General features: G+C 56.6%; 23 protein-coding genes. 14 read left to right on the forward strand and 9 right to left on the reverse strand.

The window, feature by feature from the left end; genetic code table 11:
* The first annotated feature begins 25 nt into the window (after window positions 1-25).
* Together M5M_RS16715 and katG are read left to right on the forward strand one after the other, a co-directional pair.
* On the forward strand, window positions 26-2329 hold the full coding sequence (locus tag M5M_RS16715) for an agarase (RefSeq protein ID WP_015048687.1): 2304 nt from the start codon (window positions 26-28) through the stop codon (window positions 2327-2329).
* Between the two features lie 176 nt (window positions 2330-2505).
* Complete coding sequence (gene katG, locus M5M_RS16720) at window positions 2506-4710, forward strand: catalase/peroxidase HPI (protein ID WP_015048688.1); 2205 nt, start codon at window positions 2506-2508, stop codon at window positions 4708-4710.
* A 106-nt stretch (window positions 4711-4816) separates the two neighbouring features.
* Here katG and M5M_RS16725 read toward each other — a convergent pair whose 3' ends face one another.
* Both M5M_RS16725 and M5M_RS16730 read right to left on the reverse strand, forming a co-directional pair.
* Window positions 4817-6676, reverse strand: a complete 1860-nt coding sequence (locus M5M_RS16725) for an NAD(P)-binding protein (RefSeq protein ID WP_015048689.1) — start codon at window positions 6674-6676, stop codon at window positions 4817-4819.
* The gene (locus M5M_RS16730; protein ID WP_016389829.1) at window positions 6660-7109 is read right to left on the reverse strand and encodes a cupin domain-containing protein; all 450 of its coding nucleotides are present in this window, start codon (window positions 7107-7109) and stop codon (window positions 6660-6662) included. The genes M5M_RS16725 and M5M_RS16730 overlap by 17 nt, the downstream gene beginning before the upstream one ends.
* Window positions 7110-7229: 120 nt before the next feature.
* Between M5M_RS16730 and M5M_RS16735 the strand changes: the two genes are divergently transcribed.
* Together M5M_RS16735 and M5M_RS16740 are read left to right on the forward strand one after the other, a co-directional pair.
* Window positions 7230-8573 (forward strand): choice-of-anchor B family protein, encoded by a 1344-nt coding sequence (locus M5M_RS16735; protein ID WP_015048691.1) that lies wholly within the window; start codon window positions 7230-7232, stop codon window positions 8571-8573.
* A 32-nt stretch (window positions 8574-8605) separates the two neighbouring features.
* The gene (locus M5M_RS16740) at window positions 8606-9226 is read left to right on the forward strand and encodes a glutathione S-transferase family protein (protein ID WP_024330132.1); all 621 of its coding nucleotides are present in this window, start codon (window positions 8606-8608) and stop codon (window positions 9224-9226) included.
* A 1-nt stretch (window position 9227) separates the two neighbouring features.
* Here M5M_RS16740 and M5M_RS16745 read toward each other — a convergent pair whose 3' ends face one another.
* Complete coding sequence (locus tag M5M_RS16745) at window positions 9228-10115, reverse strand: substrate-binding periplasmic protein (protein WP_015048693.1); 888 nt, start codon at window positions 10113-10115, stop codon at window positions 9228-9230.
* A 96-nt stretch (window positions 10116-10211) separates the two neighbouring features.
* Between M5M_RS16745 and M5M_RS16750 the strand changes: the two genes are divergently transcribed.
* Window positions 10212-10910 carry a 2OG-Fe(II) oxygenase gene (locus M5M_RS16750; RefSeq protein ID WP_015048694.1) on the forward strand — a complete coding sequence of 233 codons (699 nt, stop codon included), beginning with the start codon at window positions 10212-10214 and terminating at the stop codon, window positions 10908-10910.
* An 86-nt stretch (window positions 10911-10996) separates the two neighbouring features.
* On the opposite strand, the gene ahpF is transcribed toward M5M_RS16750, so the two are convergent.
* Together ahpF and ahpC are read right to left on the reverse strand one after the other, a co-directional pair.
* On the reverse strand, window positions 10997-12604 hold the full coding sequence (gene ahpF / locus M5M_RS16755; RefSeq protein ID WP_015048695.1) for an alkyl hydroperoxide reductase subunit F: 1608 nt from the start codon (window positions 12602-12604) through the stop codon (window positions 10997-10999).
* 115 nt (window positions 12605-12719) lie between these two features.
* Window positions 12720-13283, reverse strand: coding sequence for an alkyl hydroperoxide reductase subunit C (gene ahpC / locus M5M_RS16760; RefSeq protein WP_015048696.1), 564 nt, complete (start codon window positions 13281-13283; stop codon window positions 12720-12722).
* 116 nt (window positions 13284-13399) lie between these two features.
* Here ahpC and M5M_RS16765 point away from each other — a divergent pair, with 116 nt between their 5' ends.
* From M5M_RS16765 to M5M_RS16790, 6 genes are all read left to right on the forward strand, one after another.
* Window positions 13400-14293, forward strand: a complete 894-nt coding sequence (locus M5M_RS16765; protein WP_015048697.1) for a hydrogen peroxide-inducible genes activator — start codon at window positions 13400-13402, stop codon at window positions 14291-14293.
* A 176-nt stretch (window positions 14294-14469) separates the two neighbouring features.
* Window positions 14470-16749, forward strand: a complete 2280-nt coding sequence (locus M5M_RS16770; RefSeq protein WP_015048698.1) for an NADP-dependent malic enzyme — start codon at window positions 14470-14472, stop codon at window positions 16747-16749.
* 63 nt (window positions 16750-16812) lie between these two features.
* Complete coding sequence (locus tag M5M_RS16775; protein WP_015048699.1) at window positions 16813-17244, forward strand: nuclear transport factor 2 family protein; 432 nt, start codon at window positions 16813-16815, stop codon at window positions 17242-17244.
* Window positions 17245-17249: 5 nt separating this feature from the next.
* Entirely contained in the window at window positions 17250-17843 is a 594-nt protein-coding gene (yfbR, locus tag M5M_RS16780; protein ID WP_015048700.1) for a 5'-deoxynucleotidase, read from the forward strand.
* Between the two features lie 68 nt (window positions 17844-17911).
* Window positions 17912-18397, forward strand: coding sequence for a hypothetical protein (locus M5M_RS16785; RefSeq protein ID WP_015048701.1), 486 nt, complete (start codon window positions 17912-17914; stop codon window positions 18395-18397).
* 16 nt (window positions 18398-18413) lie between these two features.
* Complete coding sequence (locus M5M_RS16790; protein ID WP_016389834.1) at window positions 18414-19133, forward strand: alpha/beta fold hydrolase; 720 nt, start codon at window positions 18414-18416, stop codon at window positions 19131-19133.
* A 15-nt stretch (window positions 19134-19148) separates the two neighbouring features.
* On the opposite strand, the gene M5M_RS16795 is transcribed toward M5M_RS16790, so the two are convergent.
* Window positions 19149-19637: a hypothetical protein gene (locus M5M_RS16795; RefSeq protein ID WP_015048703.1), complete on the reverse strand. Its 489-nt coding sequence runs from the start codon at window positions 19635-19637 to the stop codon at window positions 19149-19151.
* 110 nt (window positions 19638-19747) lie between these two features.
* On the opposite strand from M5M_RS16795, the gene M5M_RS16800 reads away from it, so the two are divergent.
* The gene (locus M5M_RS16800) at window positions 19748-20161 is read left to right on the forward strand and encodes an ExbD/TolR family protein (RefSeq protein WP_015048704.1); all 414 of its coding nucleotides are present in this window, start codon (window positions 19748-19750) and stop codon (window positions 20159-20161) included.
* Between the two features lie 61 nt (window positions 20162-20222).
* Here M5M_RS16800 and M5M_RS16805 read toward each other — a convergent pair whose 3' ends face one another.
* The 3 genes from M5M_RS16805 to M5M_RS16815 form a co-directional block, all read right to left on the reverse strand.
* Entirely contained in the window at window positions 20223-21572 is a 1350-nt protein-coding gene (locus M5M_RS16805; RefSeq protein ID WP_015048705.1) for a sodium-dependent transporter, read from the reverse strand.
* Window positions 21573-21674: 102 nt separating this feature from the next.
* Complete coding sequence (smpB, locus tag M5M_RS16810) at window positions 21675-22154, reverse strand: SsrA-binding protein SmpB (protein WP_016389837.1); 480 nt, start codon at window positions 22152-22154, stop codon at window positions 21675-21677.
* 69 nt (window positions 22155-22223) lie between these two features.
* A complete protein-coding gene (locus M5M_RS16815) occupies window positions 22224-23657 on the reverse strand; it encodes a sodium-dependent transporter (protein ID WP_015048707.1) in 1434 nt (477 codons plus the stop codon).
* Window positions 23658-23851: 194 nt separating this feature from the next.
* On the opposite strand from M5M_RS16815, the gene M5M_RS16820 reads away from it, so the two are divergent.
* Window positions 23852-24286 (forward strand): type II toxin-antitoxin system RatA family toxin, encoded by a 435-nt coding sequence (locus M5M_RS16820; protein WP_015048708.1) that lies wholly within the window; start codon window positions 23852-23854, stop codon window positions 24284-24286.
* A 4-nt stretch (window positions 24287-24290) separates the two neighbouring features.
* On the forward strand, window positions 24291-24608 hold the full coding sequence (locus tag M5M_RS16825) for an RnfH family protein (protein ID WP_015048709.1): 318 nt from the start codon (window positions 24291-24293) through the stop codon (window positions 24606-24608).
* Window positions 24609-24618: the final 10 nt, after the last annotated feature.

Genomic DNA, 24618 nt, shown 5'->3' on the forward strand with positions numbered 1-24618 from the left:
TAAGACCATTAAAAGGAGGAAACCGATGGAAAAGTTTACCCGCGGGCTGCTCTGCGCAGCACTCGCTACCACCCTGGTGGCATGCAGTAATTCGACCACTGCGCCTGAAGCACATGCGTCGAAAACGATAATGCTGGCCGATTTCAACAGTCCCACTGATGGCCTGCAGATTTCCACTGAAGGCGGGGCTGAGTTCACTCGCCTGGAATCGGGTGAATTGACCGTGACCTTTTCGCCCGTGGAGAAATTTTCCAAGCTGATTCTGCAGCCCAGTACACCTTGGGATCTGTCCGGTCGCCCGGAGCTGAATCTGGCGATGGATGTGCAGAATATGAGTGAGGAATCCATTCAGCTATATATCGGCTTTAAAAATGCGCAAGGGCGCGCCACCAACCATTCGGTGAATGTGGCTGCTGGTAGCACCAAAACGGTGTATGTACTGCTGGCGGGCCATGCCGCCAAAGTGGATCTGGGCTTTAAGCATTCGCGTATGCCCGCGTGGGAAAGCGATGATGCTTTAGCGTTCTTCCGTTATGGCGATGACCTGCTGGACTTGTCCGCATTATCAGAAATCTCTCTGTCGGTCAGGGGCAACCTCACGCCTAAACACATCCGGGTAGACAATATCCGCGCCCGGACCAATCCGGACTATCCGTCCGATTTCCACAAGGGCTATGTGGATGCCTGGGGTCAGAATGCCAAAGTGGATTTCCCCGGAAAAATCCAATCTGATGAGCAATTGAAAGCGGCTGCAGATGCTGAACTGGCAGCGCTTTCCAAGTCCGGTTTGATGCCAGATCGCTCTCGGTTTGGCGGTTGGAAAGATGGCCCAAGATTAGAAGCTACCGGTTACTTCCGGCGCGAGAAGGTCGATGGAAAATGGTGGCTGGTGGATCCGGACGGTTATCTGTTTTTCTCCCACGGCCTGGCGAATGTGCGCCTCGCCAACCTGAGCACCACTACCGGTATCGATTTCAAAGACGATTCGGTTCGCTATGTGGATCCGGATGCTGTCACTCCCGAAGATTCCATGGGGATGGTGAAGGTGTCGGATGCGGTGCGCGCAACCCGTTATGTGGCCAGTGAGTTGCGGCACAATGCTTTTACCTGGTTGCCAGGCTACGATGATCCCTTGGCCGATCATTATTCCTATCGGCGCTCGGTGTTTCTGGGGCCGGTAAAATCCGGCGAAACCTACAGTTTCTATCGCGCTAATCTGGAGCGGCGTTACGGCGAGACCGAGCCCGAATCCTACATGCGGACATGGGAGCAGGTTACGCTTGACCGGTTTAATGACTGGGGTTTTACGTCTATGGGTAACTGGGTTGACCCTGCGTTTTATACCAACGAGCAGGTACCTTACTTTGCTAACGGTTGGATTATTGGCAATTTCAAAACCCTGACCAGCGAGGTGAGCTATTGGGCTGATATGCCGGACGCATTTGATCCGGAGTTTGTTCGCCGGGCGCAGGTGACCATTGATGTGATTGCCGAAGAAATACAATCGTCTCCCTGGTGTGTGGGTATTTTCGTGGATAATGAAAAAAGCTGGGGTTTGCGTGAAGGCACTATCAGCCAACGCTATGGTTTGATTCTGGATGCGCTCTCGAAAACTACTGCAGACAGCCCGGCTAAAGCAGCTTTCGTTACGGCATTGAAACAAAAATACCCAACTATTGAAGCGCTGAACGAGGCTTGGGGCACCGAGCTGTCCGGTTGGGCGGCACTCTCTGAAAGCCAGACATTCGATGCATTCCCAGAAGCATTTGTAGCGGATTTATCCATGATGCTGGAAATGTTGTCCGATCAGTACTTCCGCGTAGTGCATGACGCGCTGGAAAAAACGCTGCCCAACCATCTGTACATGGGCGTGCGCATGGCCAGCTGGGGTATGCCGGATGAAACCATCAAGGCATCGGTGAAATACAGTGACGTGCTCAGTTTCAACGTATATGAAGAAGGTTTGCAGCCCAAACTGTGGTCTTTCCTTGATGAGATAGATTTGCCTGCGGTCATCGGTGAATTCCACATTGGCGCCACCAGCGACACCGGCCTCTATCACCCCGGCTTGGTACAGGCGGCCAACCAGCAAGACCGCGCTCAAATGTATCTGGCATACATGGAGAGCATCCTGGCCAATAAAAACCTGGTGGGCGCACATTGGTTCCAGTATGTGGATTCGCCCATTTCCGGCCGCGCCTTCGATGGCGAAAACTATAATGTGGGCTTTGTATCGGCAACCGATATTCCTTACCCGGACATGGTAAAGGCGACGAAAGCATTTAATGCCTCCGTTTATCCCAAGCGCTACAAGCTGGGACGGAAGTAGTTGCTATTGCGCTGATTGTTTTTTTCAATGCTTTAGCCGAAGGTGGCGTTCAGTTTTTCTGATCGTCATCTTCAATTTTATCCAACGCTGTTTTCGATTTTTCTTGGTAACGCTTCGCTATAGTTCTCCGCAGGATTCAGCTGTTCCTGACAACAAACCTGATAATGGAGAGCTTTATGAAGAAACTAACCCTGGCAGCCGCTGTCATGGCTGCGGTGATGGCGGCGCCCACATTGGCGGGCGCTGCAAAATCCAACCAGTTCTGGTGGCCTGAGCAACTCGATTTAACACCCTTGCGTTCCCATGACGTGGCGTCCAACCCTTATGGCGCAGAATTCAACTATGCGGATGCGTTTGCCAAACTGAACCTGGCAGAGGTCAAAGCAGACATCGCCAAAGTACTCACCACTTCCCAGCCTTGGTGGCCGGCAGACTACGGCACCTACGGTCCCTTTATGATCCGCATGGCCTGGCACAGTGCCGGTACTTACCGCGTGGGTGATGGACGCGGTGGCGCCGGCGGTGGCCAGCAGCGGTTTGACCCGCTCAACAGCTGGCCGGATAACGCCAACCTGGATAAAGCCCGCCGCTTGTTGTGGCCCGTCAAACAAAAGTATGGCGCAAGTCTTTCCTGGGCGGATCTGATGATTCTGGCCGGTAATGTGGCGCTCGAAGAAGCCGGCTTCAAAACCTTTGGTTTTGCCGGCGGCCGTGCCGATGATTGGGAGCCCGACGTAGTGTACTGGGGCCCCGAGCAGAAGATGCTGGACGACAAACGCCGTACCAAAGACGGCAAGCTCAAAGGCGACCTGGCCGCGGTACAGATGGGTCTGATTTATGTGAACCCCGAAGGCCCGGGCGGCAATCACGATCCCTTATCAGCGGCGCAGGATATGCGTTTGTCCTTCGGTCGCATGGCCATGAACGATGAAGAAATCGTTGCGCTGGTGGCGGGTGGCCATACCCTGGGCAAAGCCCATGGCGCGAAAAAACCGGGCAATTGTGTAGGCCCTGAGCCGGGTGCCGCGGGCATTGAAGAGCAGGGCTTTGGCTGGACCAACAAGTGTGGCAAGGGCAATGCCGAAGACACGACAACCAGTGGTTTGGAAGGTGCCTGGACAGCAACGCCGACGCGTTGGTCCATCATGTATCTGGATTTCCTGTTCCGGTTTGACTGGAAGCAGGTCAAGAGCCCAGCGGGTGCCGTGCAGTGGATCCCAACCGACCCAGCGGCTGCTAACCTCGTGCCGGATGCACACCTGCCCGACAAGCGCCACGCGCCCATCATGTTCACCACCGACCTGGCACTGAAGGAGGACCCGGGTTTCCGCAAGATTTCGGAACGCTTCCTGAAAAATCCGGCGGAATTTGACCTGGCATTTGCCAAAGCCTGGTTCAAACTGACTCACCGCGACATGGGCCCGCGTGCCCGCTATGTGGGCAGCGAAGTGCCTGCCGAAGTCTTGCTGTGGCAGGACCCGATTCCCGAGGTGAAGCACAAGCTGATCAGCGCGAAAGAAGCCGACAAGCTCAAGCAGAAGATTCTGGAGTCCGGCCTTAGCAATGCGGAATTGGTGCGCACCGCCTGGGCATCGGCGGCGTCCTATCGCTCAACCGATATGCGTGGCGGCGCCAATGGAGCACGGGTGCGTCTTGCGCCACAGAAAGATTGGGCCGTGAACAATCCGAAAGAACTGGCCTCCACATTGGCGAAGCTTGAATCTTTGCAGCAGTCTTTTAACAAGAGTCTGCGCGGCGGCAAGCAGGTGTCACTGGCCGATGTCATCGTGTTGGCGGGCAATGCCGCGGTTGAGCGTGCTGCCAAGCAGGCGGGCGTAAAAGTGTCCGTGCCCTTCGCACCCGGTCGTGCCGATGCGTCGCAGGAACAGACTGATGTGGCGTCCTTCGCAGTGCTTGAGCCCAAGGCCGATGGCTTCCGCAACTACTACAGCAGCGCAAGCTACTATGCGCCGGCTGAAGCCTTGGTGGACCGCGCTAACTTGCTGGGCCTGACCGTACCGGAAATGACCGCGCTGGTTGGCGGTATGCGTGCGCTGGATGCCAACACCGGTGGCGCCAAGCACGGTGTGCTCACCGATCGTCCTGGCCAGCTCACCAATGATTTCTTCGTCAATTTGCTGGACATGTCCACCCAGTGGAAAAAGTCCGCCAAAGCCGAAGGCATCTATGAAGGGGTTGACCGCGCTACCGGTAAAGCCCGCTGGACTGCTACCACGGTAGACCTGCTGTTCGGTTCCAATACCGAACTGCGTGCCGTGGCTGAAGTCTACGGTTCTGCCGATGGTCAGAAGAAGTTTGTCGAAGACTTCGTCAAGGCCTGGCACAAGGTGATGACTGCTGATCGGTTTGATCTGAAGTAATATCAGCAAGCGAGCAACCAAAGTACCAAGGGGTCTGGCGCGACCCGGTCTGGCGTGACCCGGTCTGGCGCGACCCGGTCTGACCCCCTTGGGACTTTGGTTTTTTTTACATTTCCTGAATCACCCGCCAGGCGGCGTCGATGGCGCCATCGACGTAGGCGAAGGCTTCGGAGTCGGAATTGCCGATGTGGATATTGCCGAAGGGCTTGCGGGCAAGTTCGTGCGGGGCTTGGCCGGGCGCATAGTCCGGGTCGAACAGGTCCACGTATTCGTAGGCGTAGCCGTGGGGCCAGCGGTTAACGGTAATGCCGGCAATGTCTTTGTCTGCGTTGAAACCAAATGGGCCAAGTGCTTCGTTCAGCTGATTCACAGCTTCGCGTTCAAAATCTGCAAAACTCAACCCCAGCAGCCGATAGCGTCCGAGCCGGTATTGTTCTTTGGCCGTGAGGCCGGTGCCCAGTTGTTTGGGGTAGTAGGGCAGGTGAAGTACCACGGGTTCATCGGCCGATTGAGGGTATTGGTAGCCACCCATGGTGACCGGAAAGTCCATCGATACCCAGGTGTAAAACGCGCGCGGGCAATTGAATTCGGAAACGCCCGCTTTGTGAAACGCACGCCAGTTATTGAGTGCCACGTTCACATACGCCATGGGCACTTTTACCTGTTCTTTCAATTTTGCTTTTTGCGCTGGGGGCAATGTCGGGCACAGGTGTGGGATGATGGCGTTGTAGCAGGCCAGCACACAGTGGCGGGCGTGTACCTTGTGGCTTTTTCCGTCTTTGACGTACACCACACGGGTGCCTTGGGCGCCATTCTCTGCATTCACCGCAGTGGCGTTCAGGCGGATGCGCACAGCTTGGTTTTCGGTATCGAGTTTTCCGTAATCAAACGCCGCCGACACCACGTCTTCCATGCTGTTGCCTGGGGCAATGCCAGGTATTAACTGGCGCACCAGAAGACGGGCAATACTGGCGTTGCCGTCGGGGAAATGAAAAATGTAGGGCTCGTTGCCGTGTTCTAATTCGGGTTCGGGCAAATTCAGCGCCGCCATCCCGGGCAGACCGTTGCGCCAGGCTTCCAGCGCGGAAATGGCATCGGTGCCGAGCCCCCACCAGCCATCGAGCCGTTCCTGCACCAGATCCAGCACTTTGGCTGGCATCTGCAAGTGTTCGGTGAGGCAATGGCTGTAACTCACAGTGCGCAGATAGCTGAGTTTCTGTGCATCGGTTTTTCCTGGCAGCCAGTCTGTGTTGCCGGTCAACAATACTTTCAGTTTTTGTTTTTCGTGATCAGAGAGCGGAAACTGATTCAGATATTGATCTGTGATTTTTGCCGGATCAGTGCCGGTACGCCAATTGTAGATCTGGTCGTCACTGATCAGGTGGCTGCTGCCGAAATGGGCGCTGTTCAGAAACAGGCCGGCCTTGAGTTGGCGCTTAGTGAAGTAGTCCTTATCGTAGTAATCGTAAAAGCGCTCGGTTTTTATACCAAGGGCGAGCAGCAGCCGTTTGGCAGCGTCGCTGTAGCTGGCCGGTGAATCGATGGATTGACTGCCGCCGTAGCCGAGCAGGGTTTTTCCGCCGGCGTTGAATTCATTGCGTTTGGCGTGGCCGCCAAAATCGTCGTGGTTGTCGAGAATCAGGATGCGTTTGTCGCGCCCGTACTTGGCCTGATAAAACCAGGCGGTGGCGAGCCCGCTGATACCGGCACCCACAACCACCAGATCGTAAGGCGCATCGGTGCTGGCTTCGGGTACCGGCCATTTCACGCCTTCCCGGGCGAGGCCATGGGCCACTTCAAAGCTGCCGGGGTGAGCTCCTCTCAGCCCGGTTTTTGCCGGCGGGTAGGGTGGAATATCGGCCCAACTTGGCACGCTGCCGGCCATTGCACTGGCCACTAAGGTGCCCTGGATAAATTCGCGCCGGTTGATGCCGGGGCCGAGCGGTAATTTATTCTTGCGTGGCATCCTCACCTCCCGTCGGTGAGTAGATCACATACACTTTTTTGTAATCCGTGGATTCCCACACGCCGGTCCATTCTTTGGGCAGGAGCACGGCGTCGCCGGCATTGATTTCGGTGACAGTGCCATCCGTTGATGTGAGTGTGACCTTACCTTCCAGAAACCACATGAATTCATCCACGCCATAGGGTTCGTTCACTGTGAACTTACCGGCGTTGGCCTGATACACCCCGGCGGTAACCTTTTGATCCGATGAGGTGAACATCAAAGCATCTCGCGCGGCCTGAGGGCCCTTGTCGGTGTGTTCGGTGTAGGGCTTGCCCGCTGCTGCCAGCAGTGCGTCGGGAACGGCATTGGCCGGCAGCAGAACGGGTTGGGGGGAGGCGGCTACCGTGCAGGGCAGTAACAGCAGGAGTATCTGGAGTGTGCGTTTGATCATAGGGCGCCCGTGATTTTTGGATTAGATTGGTCTTTGTCCCTAGACTAATGCTAACGCGTAATACTTGCCCTGCCCAAATCGGGGTAGAGTAGCGCAGCATTCAATATACGGAAGAAATTTATGCGTTGTACGCCGATCAAATTGCTGTCCCTGTGTGCGAGTGTCGTTTTACTGGCGGCCTGCGGCGGTGGAGGGGGTGACGGTCACAGTCACCCGGTGCCGAATGTCCCCGATACCAATGAGGTGACCGCCACTTCGGTGTCGGGCAGCGGGTGTTTTAACAATCTGGCCGGTAATTATCCCTGTCTGCACGTGTCCATGGTCTCTGGCCTGGATTTCAACGTGCAGGCATCCGATATCTGGGGCTGGCAAGACAATGTCAATGGTGATGATTACGCTTTTCTCGCGTTGACCACAGGCACCGCGTTTATCCGGATGACCAATCCCGAGCAGCCCGAATTTGTGGCTTTTCTCCCGTCCGCCACCGGCAGTTCTGCCTGGCGTGATGTGAAACTGATCAATGAGCACGCAGTGGTGGTCAGCGAGGCGGTCGGTCACGGCATGCAGGTGGTACACATCAAAGATCTGGTGAATCGCAGCGGCGGTGAAACCATTGCGCCCATTTACCACTACACCCAGTTTGGCAGCGCCCATAATGTGGCGGTCAATGAGGACTCCAAGTTCGCCTATGTGGTGGGCTCGAATACCTGTAATGGCGGCTTGCACATGATTGATATGAACGACCCGCACATGCCGGTATTTGCCGGTTGTTATGGCGGCGACGGCTATACCCACGATGTGCAGTGCGCCACCTATTGGGGGGATGACCTTGATTACCGGGGGCGGGAGATTTGTCTCGGCGCCAACGAGGACACCCTGACCATTGTGGACGTCACCGATAAATCCAGCCCGGTATTGGTTGCCAAACGCAGTTACCCGCAAGTGAGTTACACCCACCAGGGTTGGTTAACCCAAGACCACAATTATTTTGTGCTGGGTGATGAAACCGATGAGACCAGTTTTGGCATCAAAACCCGGACAGTCATTTTTGATACCCGCGATCTGGATAACCCCGTTTATATCAGTGCGTTCAATAACACCACCAACAGTATTGACCACAACCTGTACGTGAAAGACAAGCACATCTATCAGGCGAATTACACCAGTGGCGTGCGCATTTTGCGTCACGGGAATCTGGCCCAGGCGCAATTGCGCGAGGTGGCGTACTTTGACACCTGGCCGCAGAACAACAGCGCGGTATTTGATGGTGTCTGGAGTGTGTTTCCCTATTTCGACAGCGGACTGATCGTCACGGCCAATATCAGCGGCCGGTTTTTTATACTGCAACCGGATCTCGGCGCTATTCCGGAATGCGATGATACGCTGGATAACGACGGGGATGGCGATGTGGACTTTCCCGCCGACAGTAGCTGCTCCAGCGCACAAACAGAATTTGAAAATTAATGGCGCAATTGAATTCAGACGAGGACGTAAGCATGAGCAAAATCAAAGTGGTGTATTTTGATGTGGATGGCGGGCGCGGTGAACCTATCCGGATAGCCCTGCATGCAGCAAAGCTGGCATTCGACGACGAGCGTTTCAGCTTCAGTGAATTTCCCTCGGTCAAAGCGCGCACGCCTTTTGGTCAGGTGCCGGTGGTGGAAATGGATGGCGACATGCTCACCCAGTCCAATGCGCTGTGCCGGTATTTCGGCCGGCAAGCGGGCCTTTATCCCGCCGATGCGTTTCAGGCCTATTTGTGTGACGAAGCCATGGATGTGGTGGAAGACATTACCCATAAACTCACCAGTACCTTTGGTCTTGAAGGTGAGGCGCTGAAAAAGGCGCGCGAAGCGATTGCGCAGGGGCCGATGAAAACGGGCCTGGAGTGGATGAACAAACGCCTGGCGAAAACCGGTACCGGTTATTTTGCAGACGGCAAGCTCACCGTGGCCGATCTCAAGGTTTACTACCTCACACGCTGGATCGCATCCGGCATGCTGGATCATATACCGTCTTCATTAGTGGCAGATGTGGCGCCTTTGGTCGCGGCGCATATCGAGACGGTCGCCAGTGATGAGCGGGTGAAAAGTTACTACGCCAGCCGGCAGGGTTGAATTACTGGGTGGCGATGCACTGCTGCCCGGCAAAGCAAAGTTCGAAGTAAGGCCAGAAGGGGCTTTGGTAAAAGCTGGGCGTCAGCGTGCCGTCTGCGCGCATGGCCGCCAAAGCATCGCGCAACGGCGCTACCCAAGGGGCATTGGCGGCTTTGTGGGAAACATACAGATCTGCGCTGACATCAAATAAGGGCAGGGCAATGCGCAGTTGATCGCCGGCAAAGCCGGTGGCGTGCATGGCAAAAAGCAGGGATTGTTTGGTGGACGCCATGGCGTCGATGCGGCCCGCTTTCAGCATTCGGAGTGCCTGATCCACGTGGGGTATGCTCACGCGTTTGAACGCGGGGTTATTGTCAAACGCGGGCCCATACTTGGAGCCTCGCACCTGACCCACAACCATGCCGGCAAAATCTTCGAGGCGCTCGAATGTATGGGGGTTGTCTGCCAGCACCACGATGACCACGGGCACAGAGAGCACCTGCCCCAGTGATGTGGCGACTTCATCGGCCATAGGGCTTTTGAACATGACCGCCACATCGGCACTGCCCGATGCGACCGCGTGGATCACCCGCGGGTAGGGTTGGAGGTGATTCTGGTAAGCAATGCCGGCACGCTCGAACAGGCTGCGCTGAAAATCCACCAGCATGCCCTGCATAGTGCCCTGATCGTCCATAAAACCCCAGGGTTCCACATCTGAAGTCACTACCCGCGGGGTCGGGAAGGGCACCGTATCCGACACTGCGCCGGCGCCTTGCTGTTCCGGCGATTTACTGCAGGCGACCAGCGCAACACAGCAGGCCAGCAACAGGTAAACGATGGCCCGTGGCCCGGTGAATCGGTCAGAATGCTTGGACTGTGCCACTTGACTGAAAACGGCTTGGGCGGGCATACCGCGGTTTTCCTCTCGCTCAGCTGCGATAGCGCGTACCGGTTGGGGAATGGCGCTGGCTATTCGTTATTATGTAAAGACTAGCTGATAATAACCATGCAACACTTTATTGCCCAGTTCGATGGCGTACTCAATACCGATCAATGCAACAGTCTGATCGCCCGTTTTCAGCAGGATACCGCCCGCACGCCCGGGCGCACCGGCGCGGGTGTGGATATTGCGAAAAAAGACAGTACCGACCTCTACTTGTCCGGTTTGCCCCATTGGGCGGACGTTTGCGCGGATTTGAACCAGCTGCTGCTGCGCGCAGTGATGCAATATGCGCGCGCATTTCCCCACTTGTTGGTGGGCGCGCTGTCGCCAAAAGTTCTGAATGCGGCCGGCCAGCCGGAAGACCTCCGGCCGGATCAGATACCGGCGTTACCCGATGCTGCGCTCGCCGGCATCGTGCAGTCCATGTATGCCTTTGATGACATCAACCTGCAATCCTACCGCGCCGGCACCGGTGGCTATCACCACTGGCACTCGGAGCATTACCCGCACCCCACAGATGCCAGTCAGCGCAGCTTGCGACGGGTTTTGTTGTGGCTCTTGTACCTCAATGATGTGGATAACGGCGGCGAAACGGAGTTTCTTTACCAGGGGGCAAAAGTCAGCCCCAAGGCCGGCCGGCTGGTGTTGGCACCCTGCGGTTTTACCCATACTCATCGCGGCTGCGTGCCCGTTTCCAATGACAAATATGTGCTCGCCAGCTGGGTCATGTTTAAAGAGGCCAAGGCGCTATATGGACAGTAGCCGGGTCTGACCATTCGGCCATGGCCGCCTGCAGGACATAAAAAACGGCCCCGAAGGGCCGTGCAAAGGAGGGGTAATGGTCTTGCTCAGGAGGCTTTTGCCAGGCTCACGGACTCTGTGTCTGCGTGCAGGGCTTCCAACCGGTCGCTTTCTTTCAACAGGTAGTCAAACGCTGCCAGTGATGCCTTGGCGCCTTCGCCCATGGCCACCACAATCTGCTTATAGGGCACGGTGGTCACATCGCCGCAGGCATAAATGCCGGGCTCTGAGGTTTGCCCGCGCGCATCGATGACAATTTCACCGAAGCGGGTTTTCTCCACCAGGTCACCCAGAAAACCGCTGTTGGGCACCAGGCCAATCTGTACAAATACGCCATGCAGGGGTTGCGTGCGGGTCTCGCCACTGGCGCGATCCTGATACACAATGCCGTCCACTTTGCCGTTGGCAGCGGTGATTTCCTGCGTGGCCACGTTGCGGAAAATGGTGATGTTGCTTTTGCTCTCCGCTTTTTCCACCAGCACCTTGTCCGCTTTCAACTCCGGCATGAATTCGAACACGGTCACCGATTTCACAATACCGGCCAGATCCAATGCCGCTTCGATGCCCGAGTTGCCGCCACCGATCACGGCCACGTCTTTGCCTTTGAAGAAGGGGCCGTCGCAGTGCGGGCAGTAGGCGACGCCGTTGCCGATATTTTCCTTTTCGCCGGGGATGCCCAGCTCGCGCCATTTGGCGCCGGTGGCAATGATCAGGGTTTTGGTGTGAATCACTTCTCCCGATGAGAGTGTCAGGGTTTTGATATCGCCCTTTTCCACAGCACTCACTTTGAGATGTTCTTTGACCGTGACCTCATAATCATTCAGGTGCTGCATCAGCGCGCCCGATAATTCCGGCCCGGTGGTTTTGGGTGTGCCGATCAGATTCTCGATGCCCATGGTGTCTTTCACCTGGCCACCGATGCGATCGGCAATCAATGTGACTTTCAGGCCTTTGCGCGCACTGTAGATGGCACTGCTGATGCCGGCTGGGCCACCACCAATGATGGTCACGTCCTGCAGTGGCAGCTGTTCGGCGTTGTTGCCGTCGGCCAGGTGCGGATAGCGGGCCAGCAGTTTTTCAATCAACTGGGCGGCGTCTACCTTGCCGTTGGCAAAGAGTTCGCCGTTCAGGTACACAGTGGGCACACCCTGAATGTCGCGCGCTTTGATCACGTCCTGAAACAGCCCGCCGTCAATCATCTCGGCGCGGATGTTCGGGTTAATTAGTGCGAACTGGTTCAGCGCCTGCACCACGTCCGGGCAGTTGTGGCAGGAAAGACTGATGAAGGCTTCAAAGTGCAGCGGCTCGTCCACGCGTGCCAGCATGGCCTTCAGGCTTTCATCGAGCTTCATGGGGGTGCCGGTGGCGTGCAATACCGCCAGTACCAGCGAATTGAATTCGTGGCCACTGGGGATGCCGGAAAATTCGATGCCGGTGTGCTCGCCGTCCACTTCAAGCGTGAAGGTCACGGGACTGCGAAGGCCGGCGTCCTGCTCGCGCAGGCTCAGGTGCTCGCTCACGCTTGCGAAGTCGTTAAGGAATGTCACCAGTTCGTCGCGCTTGGTGTGTTGACCGGTCTGCAGCACGAAAGCCACAGGTGTCGCAATGTTTGCGGTGTACTGGCTGAGGGCTGCCAGAATGTCTTTGCTGATCATGACCTTCTCCTGAAAGTTAATTGGGTAAGTTTTTGTCCGAATCTTTGGATAGCCACGGCGGTGCCCTGGCTATGCAGAGATCGCCGGGGCCGGGGCCCCGGACAATGTTTTGCGTTTAGATCTTGCCCACCAGGTCCAGTGAAGGCGCCAGTGTGGTTTCGCCTTCTTTCCAGGCGGCGGGGCAGACTTCGCCCGGGTGATTGGCCACGTACTGGGCCGCTTTCACCTTGCGCAGCAGGTCTTCGGCGTCGCGGCCGATACCTTCGGCGGTGATTTCCATGGCCTGAATCACACCGTTGGGGTCAACCACGAAGGTGCCGCGGTCAGCCAGGCCCTGCTCTTCGCGCATCACGTCGAAGTTGCGGGTAATGCGGCCAGTCGGGTCGCCGATCATGGTGTACTGGATCTTGCCGATGGTCTCGGAGCTGTCGTGCCAGGCTTTGTGGGTGAAGTGGGTGTCGGTGGACACCGAGTAAATCTCCACGCCACGCTTCTGGAACTCGTCGTAGTGGTCCGCCAGGTCGCCCAACTCGGTGGGGCACACAAAGGTGAAATCCGCCGGGTAGAAGAAAAACACGCTCCACTTGCCTTCGAGGTCTTTGTCGCTCACTTCGATGAATTCACCGTTTTTGAACGCCTGAGCGGTAAAAGGTTTGATCTGGGTATTGATAAGTGCCATGTGAAAATCTCCTTGAGTCGGTTGTGTTTTGGCAACGGGGTCTAATGTAGGGAATTCCCTTGTTTCGGTAAATTTGATTAAATTGGACGTGTCGTTCACTTAAATGGATCAAGGCGATGATCAGTCTCAAACAGCTCCATTACGCACTGGCCGTGGGCGAGCACCTGCATTTCCGCAAGGCGGCCGAGGCCTGCCACGTGAGTCAGTCGGCCTTGAGCTCGGCGTTATCTGAGCTGGAGAAGCAGTTAGGCGTGCAGCTGTTCGAGCGGGACAATAAAAAAGTGCTGGTCACCCCCGAGGGGCAGGAATTACTCAAACGGGCCAGGCGCATCCTGCTGGACGTGGACAGCCTGACCCAGCTGGCGCACAGCGCCCAGGGGCCGCTGAAGTTCCCCATGAGCGTGGGGGTGATCCCCACCATCTGCCCTTATCTGCTGCCCAATCTGCTGCCCTGTCTGCAGGCTGCGCACCCGGAGTTTGAGCTGACCGTGGTGGAAGAGCAGTCGGCGGATCTGGTGGACCGGGTCCGCAACGGCGAAATCGATGCCGCCATACTGGCGTTGCCCTATGAACACGAGGGCCTTTTGGCGTTTGAATTCTGGCAGGAAGATTTTTACTGGGTGGCGCACAAAACCCAGGTGAAATCCGGCTTGCGGGAAGTGGCCAGCAAGGAGCTGGAACAGGCCAAGCTGATGCTGCTGAAAGAGGGCCATTGCCTGAAGGACCACATTATCGATGCCTGCAAACTGGGCAAACAAACGGCGAATCAGGGCTTTGGCGCCACCAGCCTGAATACCCTGATCCAGATGGTCACCGGCAAACTGGGTTCTACCCTGGTGCCGGCCATGGCGCTGGATTCGCTCCTGGGCCACCACCCGGAACTGGTGGCGGTACACCTGAAGGAGCCGGGCCCACACCGACGCATCGCCTTTTTGGTTCGGCCCAATTACGCACGGGTGGAGGATGTGCAGATCCTGATGAAACTGTGTGAGCAAGCGCTGTCCGCTTGAGTCGGCTAATTGGCACAAGTTTTTACACGGATTGTCCAGAATACCCTGTAAAAATGCCGCGCCCACTTCGCGCAGCAGCGGGTGCAATGCTATCCTTGCGCCCCATTCGTTACTGTTGAAACCTTTCGTTTACCGATAGGAAGACAGGTGACACGCCAACCAGCCAGAGAGTTGCAATGACCGAAGATCGTCAGACCCCCAGCCGCCATCCCGCCCTCGATTATCACGAGTTCCCCAAGCCCGGCAAACTTGAGATCCGAGCCACCAAGCCCATGGCCAATGGCCGTGATCTGGCCCGCGCCTACTCGCCTGGCGTGGCTGAAGCCTGTATGGAAATCAGCAAAAGTCCGGTGGAGGTCAGCCGTTATACCGCGCGCGGTAATCTGGTGGCGGTGGTCAGCAACGGCACGGCGGTGTTGGGTCTGGGCAATATCGGCCCGTTGGCGTCCAAACCGGTAATGGAAGGCAAAGCGGTGTTGTTCAAAAAGTTCGCCAATATCGATTGCTTCGACATAGAGGTGAACGAGTCCGATCCGGTGAAGCTGGCTGAAATTGTTGCATCACTGGAGCCCACGTTTGGTGCAATCAACCTGGAAGATATCAAAGCCCCCGATTGCTTTATCGTGGAAAAATTGTGCCGGGAAAAAATGAACATTCCGGTGTTTCACGATGACCAGCACGGCACTGCGATCGTGGTGGGCGCGGCGGCCACCAATGCCCTGCACGTGGTGGGCAAGAAATTTGAAGACATCAAAATTGTTTCCACCGGCGGTGGTGCCGCCGGTATTGCCTGTCTGAACATGCTGCTGAAACTGGGTGTGAAGCGCGAAAATGTCTGGCTGTGTGATCTGGATGGATTGGTGTACCAAGGTCGCACCACGCAAATGACCGAACAGAAAGCGGCCTATGCACAGGCGTCGGATTTGCGCACGCTGGATCAGGTGATTGAAGGCGCGGATCTGTTTTTGGGGCTTTCAGGTCCCGGTGTGCTGAAGCCCGAGATGGTGAAAAAAATGGCCGCCAAGCCAGTGATTTTTGCTCTCGCCAATCCAACCCCGGAAATCATGCCCGACCAGGTGCGCGCCGTGGCACCCGATGCCATCATCGCTACCGGCCGTTCGGATTATCCCAATCAGGTCAATAATGTTCTGTGCTTCCCGTTTATTTTCCGGGGCGCACTGGATGTGGGTGCCACCGAAATCAACGACGCCATGCAGATTGGTTGCGTGGAAGGGATTGCGGCGCTGGCGCGTGCCACCACCAGCGCGGAAGCGGCGGCGGCCTATGAAGGCGAAAACCTCACCTTTGGCGCCGAGTATCTGATTCCCAAGCCGTTTGATCCACGCCTGCTGGCCACCGTCGCGGGTGCAGTGGCAAAAGCCGCGATGGAAACCGGTGTCGCCACCCGGCCATTGCCTGATCTGAAGAGCTACAAAGAATCGCTCAACCGCTCCGTATTCCGCTCGGCGTTCATTATGAAGCCGGTGTTTGAAGTGGCCCGGGCCGCCAAGCAGCGCATAATTTTTGCGGAAGGCGAAGATGAAAGGGTACTGCGTGCAGCCCAGGCCATGCTCGAAGAGGGTACCGGCAAACCGATTCTGATTGGCCGGCCCGATGTGGTAGAAGACCGCTGTGAAAAATTCGGCTTGTCGGTTAAACCCGGGCGCGATTTTCATCTGGTCAACCCGGAGCACGACGACCGCTTCCGCGACTATTGGAGCACTTACCACGAACTGATGCAGCGCCGGGGTGTGACCCCCGATCTGGCCAAAGCGGTGATGCGTACCAACACCACCGCCATCGCCGCCGTGGCGGTACACCGGGGCGATGCAGACTCCATGATCTGCGGTACCTTTGGTCAGTATCTGTGGCATTTGAACTACATTGAGCAGATTCTGGGTGATGCCAAGCGCCAACCCCAGGGCGCATTGTCGCTCATGCTGATTGAACAGGGTCCGCTGTTTATTGCCGATACCCACGTATTCCCCGAACCCACGGCCGAACAGGTGGCGGCCATTGCTGTGGCCGCTGCGCGCCATGTGCGACGCTTCGGCCTTGAGCCGCGCATTGCGCTGTGTTCGCAAAGCCAGTTTGGCAATATGCAATCGCGTTCCGGCCAGACCATGCGCGATGCCATTGCCCTGTTGGACAGTGTGCCGAGGGATTTTGCCTATGAGGGTGAAATGACACTGGACCTGGCACTCGATCCTGCCCTGCGTGAACGCATCTTCCCCAATGCTCGCTTCGAGGGCGCCGCCAACGTGCTGCTGTTCGCCAATGCAGATGCCGCCAGCACCGCGCGCAACATGCTGAAAACCTGTGCCAATGGCCTGGAAGTCGGGCCCATCCTGATGGGCATGGCCAACCGGGCGCACATCGTCACGCCCACCATCACCGCCCGCGGCTTGTTGAATATTTCCGCGCTGGCCGGCACGCCGGTGCAGAATTACGGCTGATCGATTGTGGTAACCCGGATTGAATTCGTGTATTCATACATTGATTCAATCCGGGAGACGCCCATGCGTGGATTTATACTGACTCTGGCATTGCTGTTTGCACTGCCCACTTTTGCCGATGACAAGCAGGCACTCCAGCAGCTGCTTGATCAGTTTCTTGCCGGTGCCCATCTGAAGACCCAACACCAGCGGTTCTGGACCGACGATCTGATTTACACCAGTTCATCGGGCACTCGCTTCGGTAAAGCGGACATTCTCGCCGGTTTCAAAGATGACACACCCGCTGAAGCGCCCGACAGCGTGTATCGCGGTGAAGATGTGGATATCCGCCTGCTCGGCGATGTGGCCGTGGTGGCCTTTACGCTGGTGGGGGTGACCGGCGACAGCGAGCAACGCTATTTCAATACCGGCACCTTCATCAAGCGCGATGGCGAATGGCGCGCCATGGCCTGGCAGGCAACCAAGGCCCAGGCCAAGGACGTAGCTGGGAAATAGCGCCCATGATCAGCCATTTCTTCGCCTACATCAGCAAGCTTCGGTGGATTTCCCGATGGGGCTTAAAGCGCAATGCCATTGCTGAAAACGTCATGGAGCACAGCTGGGAAGTGGCGACCATTGCCCATGCCCTGGGTGTGATCCGCAACCGCGAATACGCCGGGCAGGTGGATGTATATCGCCTGGCCACGCTCGCGCTCTATCACGACTGCAGTGAAGTAATTACCGGCGATATGCCTTCGCCCATCAAATACCATTCACCCGCCATCAAAGATGCCTACAAGGCCATAGAGGCCAGTGCAGAAAGAGAACTGGTGGCTTTGTTGCCGGTCAATTTGCAGCAAGACTTTGCGGCGGTGATGTTGCACGAGCGCATGAGCGATGCTGAACAGCAACTGGTGAAAGCCGCCGATACGCTTTCAGCCTATTTAAAGTGCCAGGCCGAAATTGCGGCCGGCAATCGCGAATTTACCGGCGCGGCCGAAGATATTGCGCGCAGACTGAAGAAGCTCGCATTGCCGGAAGTGAATTATTTCCTGCGGGTGTTTGCGCCCAGTTATCAGCTGACCCTCGACGAACTATTGGCCACGGAAACTTGATCCGTGTCATGGCTTAGGCATGAGGCTGTGCTAGGGTGGTAGCTGAACCAATGCTTGGGAGGTGAACAATGGACGATCTGAAAAAACTGTTGGAAGACGCGTCAGCCCGGCTGAAAGATGTGCGGGAAAAAGTGAAATCCGGTGCAGACGAATTAGGCGATAAGGCTGAAGATTACCGTGATGCATTGGCGGCTAGCCTACATAAAATGGATCATCGGCTGCAGGAAGGATTACAACACCTGCACGAGAGCTCTGATGAGGCCCGCTTGCAGGCTCATCTGGCGGCAATGGAAGTCGGCGATTGGTGGCGCGGTGCCAGCAAAGAGCTGGACCAGCTGAGCCAGAAAGCGCGTACCGAAATGGATACCGCAGCACTCAAACTGCATTTAGCCAAACTGGAGGCTAAAGATTTCATGGCCCACGACGGTAAAGCTTACGCCCAACGATTTAACAAAGCCCGTAAAGACGCCGAGGCTGAGGCCCGTGATGTTTTAAAATACCTGCGTGAGCACGCCGAAAAAGTGGCGGCTAATTATCGCCGTGAAGGCCCCTGATATTTAACAGACTGCTATGCCACAACGCGTTTACGCCATTCCGGGTACCCAGTGTGATGAGCGCTTGTGGAACCCGTTGACAAGTCACCTGCCAGAATTGGAATGGATACACCTGCCAATCTCCACAGCGGATGGAATGGATCGGTTGGTGCAGGATCTGTTGCAGCAGTTGCCGCCAGAGCCGGTGGCGCTTCTGGGCTTTTCTCTGGGGGCCTATCTGGCCGCCGGTATGGCGTGCGCTGCACCTGCGCGTATTGAGCGTTTATTCCTGTGTTCCAATACCCCGTGCGCATTGCCCGATGAAGAATTGCAACAGCGAGAACAACTGCTGCAATGGGTGCGACGCAATGGCTATCAGGGCATCAGTGACCGCAAAATCCGCACCATGTTATCGCCCATCAATCACCACCGCATGGATGTGTTTGCCACCATTAAGGCAATGGATGCCAATCTGGGGGCCGCCTCGCTCGTACAGCAGCTATCCGCCACCAGCCGGCGGCAAGATTTGCTGACGCCCTTGAGTCAGCTTGCGATCCCGATCCACTTTTGCGCCGGGCGTGATGATGCGCTGGTCAGTGTGAGCTGGTTGTCAGCGTGGGAGGCACTCGGGAAGCTGCCCTGTTGCTGGGTGGAAAAAGCGGGCCACATGTTGCCTTTGGAAGCGCCGGAAGCCTTATCGGGCGCAATTCGTCGTTGGCTGGATTGTTCACCGGAGAATGTATCGCTGACCGATTAAGAGCGTATACGGATTTCAGTCTGTTGGCGTTTCCGACATTCTGGATGTTTCTGCCAGGCCTTTTATGTAGTTCACAAAGTCCGGGTCCTCCCCTTGCAGCATCTGCGGCAGCAGCGAGCGATAGTGGGGCTTGCGGCACCATTCAATAATGTAGTCTTCCCACGAGTTCCAGCGCCGTTTCTGTTTGGCGGTCATGGCATCTTCGTACAACAGCAGGTAAGCGCGCTCGAACAATGATGTGAGCATGCTGAAAATAATCAGTTGCCGCTCGCGCTGTTCTTCCGTCGCCGGCTCCAGACCGGTTTGGGAAAACAGCCGGAGGTCGGGATTGTCGAGCGCGACCCGCAGAAAATCCTGGTAGTTGTCTGACAGCAGCTGGTACACCTCTTCTTCCTCACTTTCCAGCGATTTCCGGTGCTCAAACAGAAACACGAAAATGGCCAGCGGCAGACCAATCACAGTGACGACGTAACTCAACAATTCCCAGGTTTCGGTAGAGGGCATAGGCGGTTTCCGTGGCAGGCTTTGCGGCCACTATAGCTGATCCCGTGGGCTTTTCAGTAGCCTGCTACACTTTCAATAGCGCAGTCCGCGCTGATTCAGGAGGAAGTGCAATGCACAAGAAGCCATTTGCCAACGCATCAGACCAGTCCGATATCGATCTCACGCCCATGCTGGACGTGGTGTTTATCCTGTTGATCTTCTTCATTGTCACCGCAAGCTTTGTGAAAGAGCAGGTACTGGACGTGTCCTTACCCGAGTCGATCACCGAAGATAAATCCACCGTGCAGCAGCCGATTGTGGTGAAAGTGGATGCAAGTAATCGCATCTGGCTGGAGGAAAGACAGGTGGATGCGAGGGCGCTCCGGGCCAATTTTGAACGGCTGCATGCGGAAGATCCGAAGGCGCCGGTCGTGGTGCGGGCGGACCTTAAATCCAACGCGGCAACTTATGTGGCGGTGGCCGATGCGGCCAGACAGGCGTCAATAGTGCAGGTGCAGCTGTTGCCGGTGAGCGAATCCATCTAGCAGGCTGCCTGCCGTTGTCATAAAAAAAGCCGCATTTGCGGCTTTTTTCGTGCTGGGCTTGTTAACCCAGGCTCAACCAAAACGCGGCCAATATGAGCAGCGGGCAAATGATCTTGACGTACAAAGGCCAGATCTTCCAGAACAGGGTTTGTGCGATATCTTCCTGGCCTTCCTGCAGCTCTTTCAGCAGTGCGTGGCGTTTGAATATCCAGCCGCAGTAGAGACAGATCACAACGCCAAGCAGCGGTTGGCTGTACTTAGTAGTCAGATCGATGACAAAGCCGAACAGGGTGCCGAAATTGAAAATCAGCAGGCAGGAGATGGCAAAGATACTGCCGCCAATCACCAATGCGGCGACCGGGCGTGACACGTTAAAACGCTCGACCGTCATGGAGACCGGCACTTCCAGCATGGAGATGGAGGAGGTTAGGGCGGCGATGGTCATCAGGGTGAAGAATGCCAGCGCGACGAAATTACCCGCCGGACCCATGGAGTCGAACAGAGGCGGCAGCACCTGGAACACGATGTCGGAGTCACCGATCAGATTGCCCGCGGCATCGGTAATGGTAATGCCGGCTTCCTGTGCCACAAACATGGCGGGCAGAATCAACAGGCCGGCGGTGAAGGCAATGCCGACATCAATGACCGTCACCAACGCACCCATGCGCGGCAGGCTTTCTTCCTTTGACAGATAGGAACCGTACACCAGCATGGTGCCCACACCCAGGCTCAGAGAGAAAAACGCCTGGCCCATGGCGGACACAATCAGGGTGGGTTCAAACACGCGGGACAGGTCAGGTAACAGGTATACCTTCAGGCCTTCCATGGCGCCCTTCTGGGTCAACACATAGGCGATCAGCAGGAGCAGCAGGCCAATGAGTGCCGGCATCAGTCGGCTGGACCACTTTTCAATCCCGTCCTGAACGCCGCTGGAAATAATGTACAGCGTCAGACCGGCAAACACGGCACTGGAGAGCAGGTTACGCTCGGTGCTCATGCTGGTGAGCCACTGGGTTGCCTGGTCTTGCCCCAGGAGGTCGGTGCCTGCGGCGGCCAGGTAGCAGATCATCCAGCCGGCGACGATGGTATAGAAACTGAGAATCAGGCTGGCGGTAATCACACCATAGAAGCCCGTAAACCGGCCAAAGAGCGAGGCGGCAGGCTTATCGGACAGGCCGCCCAGCGCGGTAACGATATTGGCCCGCGCATGCCGGCCAATCACCAGTTCGGCCATGAGTGCAGGGTAGGCCAGTAAAAAGGCGAGTACAAAATAGACCACCACAAACGCCGCTCCGCCATTGCTGGCGGTCTGGGTGGGGAAGCCCCAGATATTACCCAGACCCACTGCCGAACCGGCCGCAGCCATGATGAAACCGAATTTGGTGGAGAATTGACCTCGGGGTGCGCTCATTACATCGTCCGTTTTTCATTATTCTGGTGGGGCAGGCCGCAGGCCACTACCCCTTTGGTGTTATCTTAAACGGGCGAGGCGGAAAAATCCGCAATACGGGTGCTATCGGTTGTGGTCGCGTACGATGCGTTGCTTTTCACGGCCCCAGTCGCGATCTTTTTCGGTCTGACGCTTATCGTGTTCGGCCTTACCCTTGGCCAGAGCCACAGCGGCTTTGACCAGATGGTTTTTCCAATAGAGCGCGGTACACACCACGGTGTAGCCCTTTTGCTCAACCCCTTGCTGCAGGCGAGCGAGCTCGCGCCGGTGCAACAGCAGTTTGCGCTTGCGGTTGGGTTCCGCCACATAGTGCGTGGATACAGACTGGATGGGGGAAATAAGCGCGCCCATCAGCCAGGCTTCACCGCGGTGAAACTGAACAAAGCTGTCCACCAACTGTACCTTACCGGCGCGCAGGCTTTTCACTTCCCAGCCTTGCAGCTCAATGCCGGCTTCGAACTTTTCGCCCAGGGCATAGTCGAAGCGCGCCTTCTTGTTCTGGGCGATAGTGTTGTCTGCGGTTTTTTTCTTTGCTTTTGCCATAGGGCGGCGATTATATAGAGGGGGCGTGACAGGCGCCAGCGGCGCCTGCACGGAGCGGTGGCGTTCTGCTCAGAAGCCGATGGCCGCGAGCAGGGAGTGGCCGAAGAACTTGATGGCCACGGTGTTGATGAAAATCACCGCAAGAATGAAGGGGATAAAGGTGCCGAGCGAGAAATGCATATAGCGCTCCAGCAGAGACCCTTTGAAGCCTTCGTCACCGGACTCCAGCTCCGCATCCAGATTGTGCTTTTTCCAGCGATAGATCACAAACAGACAGATCAGCAGGCCATTGAGAGGCAGGATGGTGTCGTAGAACACGTCGTACACAATATCGAACAGAGACTTGGGTGCGCCCGCGTAGCGGGTGAACTCGGTCAGCCAGTCCACCATGCCAAATGAGGCGGTACAGGCCAGGGTAAACACCAGCATCAGTGCATTCAGTACCAGCAGGGATTTTTTCCGGCTGTATCCCTTCTGGTCCACCAGGCTGGCGGCGGGCACTTCGATGATCGAAACCAACGATGTCAGGGCGGCAAAAAACACCAACAGGAAAAATACACTGGCCACAGCCGAGGCGCCGGTGTAGCCAATGCTCGCTTCCAGCGCCAGGAAAATTTTGGGCAGGAAGGTAAAAATCAATGATACGGAAGAATCCGACAGGTTGGCCGGGTTGGTATCCGGGTTAAAGCTGAAAATGGCCGGCAAAATCATCAGGCCCGCGCAAAAGGCCACGCCGGTATCGGCCAGCGCGACCATTTTGGCCGAGCCCGGGATCGAGCTGCGTTTGTCCATGTAGGAGCCGTAAGTAATCAGAATACCCATGCCCAGGCTCAGGGAGAAGAATGCCTGTCCCAGCGCCCCGCTGACTACGGGCCCGGTGATTTTGCTGAAATCGGGGATCAGGTAGAACTCAACACCGGCCATGGCGTTGTCGCGGGTGAGCACGAAAATCACCATGCCAATCAGCATCAGGAACAACGTTGGCATAAGCACTTTGGCACTGCGCTCAATCCCTTCTTTCACGCCCCCCACCAGAATCAGGTTCACAATCGCCAGCACAATGGCCAGATGGACAAAGATGGTGCCCCCGCTGATGAATTCGCCGAAGGTGCCGGGCTCGGCCAGCAGGCGCAGGTCGCCGGTGATCGCGTTGTAAAGGTATTCGAAAATCCACACGGTAATAACCGTGTAGAACACTGCAATCATGAAGGGCGTAATGGTGGACAGCCAGCCGGCGATAGCCCAGCCGCGGTGCTTGTTGGTCAGGCTGGCGTACATGCCCAGCGGGCCTTTGGCCGAATGGCGGCCAGCGGCCAGTTCCGCCATCATCACCGGTACGCAAATGGTAAACACGAAGATGGCGTACATCAGCAGGAAGGCACCGCCCCCGTTTTTGGCCGCATTCACCGGAAAACCCACCAGGTTCCCGATACCCACAGCGGAACCCGCAGCAGCCAACACAAACCCTAAACGGGACCCAAATTGCTCTCGCGATGCAGCCATAAGATGTCACTTCTTGTTGTTTATTGTGTGCTTTGACACCGGTGCACAGGCAGCGGTAGGCGCCCGTTCGGCCAGGTGTCGACAAAGGAGACGATTCTAACAGCCTTTGCCACAAGTATGTGATGGCGCCGCACAGCGGTTTTCCGATGAGCCCGCACTGGCTACAATGCGAGCCCTGTTGATGAGGAGAGGCTATGGCCGACATCGAACGCACGGCCTTGGTGGCCTATCGCTGTGAGCAGATGTTCGCGTTGGTGAATGATGTTGCACGCTATCCGGAGTACATGCCGGGATGCCTGGCGGCCGAGATTATCGACCAATCGCCCACCCAGCTCAGTGCCCGACTGACATTGGGCAAGGCCGGGATCAAGCAGGTCTTTGCCACCTGCAACCGATTGGAGCCGCCACACCTGATGGACATGGTGCTGATCGACGGGCCATTTGAAAATTTTACCGGGCGCTGGCACTTTCAGCCCCTGGGGGAGCTGGGCTGCAAGGTAACCTTCAGCCTGCGCTTCCGGATGACCAGCCGGCTGCTGGAGGCAACAGTGGGTAAGTTAATTGAGTCCTCCGCCAGCGAGCAGGTGGATGCCCTCTGCCGACGGGCAGAATTGATATATGGAGCCTGAATAAATGCCTGACCGAGACCTGATCCGGGTGGAAGTGGCCTACGCCTTGCCAGACCAGCAGAAGATAGTGGCGCTGTTGGTGGAACCCGGGACAACTGCCTGGCAGGCGGTAGAACGCTCGAACATCACCCAGTATTTCAAGGGGCTGGATATCGAAAACGCCAAAATGGGGATTTTCGGCCAGGCCCTGGGAACCAAGGGGCTCAAGCCCGCCAAAGAGCACGTACTGAGTGCGGGTGACCGGGTAGAAATCTACCGTCCGCTGATCTCAGACCCCAAAGAGGCCCGCAAAAAGCGGGCGGCGAAAAAGACCGAGGACTGAACCCCGGCGG

It is taken from the genome of Simiduia agarivorans SA1 = DSM 21679, assembly GCF_000305785.2.
Classification (GTDB): Bacteria; Pseudomonadota; Gammaproteobacteria; order Pseudomonadales; family Cellvibrionaceae; genus Simiduia; species Simiduia agarivorans.

Excerpts from the sequence above, each read along its gene's own strand:
- M5M_RS16820 (WP_015048708.1), top strand. The coding sequence starts at position 23,852 with ATGGCCGACATCGAACGCACGGCCTTGGTGGCCTATCGCTGTGAGCAG.
- M5M_RS16785 (WP_015048701.1), top strand. The coding sequence starts at position 17,912 with ATGGACGATCTGAAAAAACTGTTGGAAGACGCGTCAGCCCGGCTGAAA.
- smpB (WP_016389837.1), bottom strand. The coding sequence starts at position 22,154 with ATGGCAAAAGCAAAGAAAAAAACCGCAGACAACACTATCGCCCAGAAC.
- M5M_RS16770 (WP_015048698.1), top strand. The coding sequence starts at position 14,470 with ATGACCGAAGATCGTCAGACCCCCAGCCGCCATCCCGCCCTCGATTAT.
- M5M_RS16775 (WP_015048699.1), top strand. The coding sequence starts at position 16,813 with ATGCGTGGATTTATACTGACTCTGGCATTGCTGTTTGCACTGCCCACT.
- M5M_RS16825 (WP_015048709.1), top strand. The coding sequence starts at position 24,291 with ATGCCTGACCGAGACCTGATCCGGGTGGAAGTGGCCTACGCCTTGCCA.
- M5M_RS16815 (WP_015048707.1), bottom strand. The coding sequence starts at position 23,657 with ATGGCTGCATCGCGAGAGCAATTTGGGTCCCGTTTAGGGTTTGTGTTG.
- M5M_RS16800 (WP_015048704.1), top strand. The coding sequence starts at position 19,748 with ATGCACAAGAAGCCATTTGCCAACGCATCAGACCAGTCCGATATCGAT.
- M5M_RS16730 (WP_016389829.1), bottom strand. The coding sequence starts at position 7,109 with ATGATCAAACGCACACTCCAGATACTCCTGCTGTTACTGCCCTGCACG.
- M5M_RS16795 (WP_015048703.1), bottom strand. The coding sequence starts at position 19,637 with ATGCCCTCTACCGAAACCTGGGAATTGTTGAGTTACGTCGTCACTGTG.
- M5M_RS16790 (WP_016389834.1), top strand. The coding sequence starts at position 18,414 with ATGCCACAACGCGTTTACGCCATTCCGGGTACCCAGTGTGATGAGCGC.
- M5M_RS16805 (WP_015048705.1), bottom strand. The coding sequence starts at position 21,572 with ATGAGCGCACCCCGAGGTCAATTCTCCACCAAATTCGGTTTCATCATG.
- ahpC (WP_015048696.1), bottom strand. The coding sequence starts at position 13,283 with ATGGCACTTATCAATACCCAGATCAAACCTTTTACCGCTCAGGCGTTC.
- katG (WP_015048688.1), top strand. The coding sequence starts at position 2,506 with ATGAAGAAACTAACCCTGGCAGCCGCTGTCATGGCTGCGGTGATGGCG.
- ahpF (WP_015048695.1), bottom strand. The coding sequence starts at position 12,604 with ATGATCAGCAAAGACATTCTGGCAGCCCTCAGCCAGTACACCGCAAAC.
- M5M_RS16715 (WP_015048687.1), top strand. The coding sequence starts at position 26 with ATGGAAAAGTTTACCCGCGGGCTGCTCTGCGCAGCACTCGCTACCACC.
- M5M_RS16765 (WP_015048697.1), top strand. The coding sequence starts at position 13,400 with ATGATCAGTCTCAAACAGCTCCATTACGCACTGGCCGTGGGCGAGCAC.
- yfbR (WP_015048700.1), top strand. The coding sequence starts at position 17,250 with ATGATCAGCCATTTCTTCGCCTACATCAGCAAGCTTCGGTGGATTTCC.
- M5M_RS16725 (WP_015048689.1), bottom strand. The coding sequence starts at position 6,676 with ATGCCACGCAAGAATAAATTACCGCTCGGCCCCGGCATCAACCGGCGC.
- M5M_RS16745 (WP_015048693.1), bottom strand. The coding sequence starts at position 10,115 with ATGCCCGCCCAAGCCGTTTTCAGTCAAGTGGCACAGTCCAAGCATTCT.
- M5M_RS16740 (WP_024330132.1), top strand. The coding sequence starts at position 8,606 with ATGAGCAAAATCAAAGTGGTGTATTTTGATGTGGATGGCGGGCGCGGT.
- M5M_RS16735 (WP_015048691.1), top strand. The coding sequence starts at position 7,230 with ATGCGTTGTACGCCGATCAAATTGCTGTCCCTGTGTGCGAGTGTCGTT.
- M5M_RS16750 (WP_015048694.1), top strand. The coding sequence starts at position 10,212 with ATGCAACACTTTATTGCCCAGTTCGATGGCGTACTCAATACCGATCAA.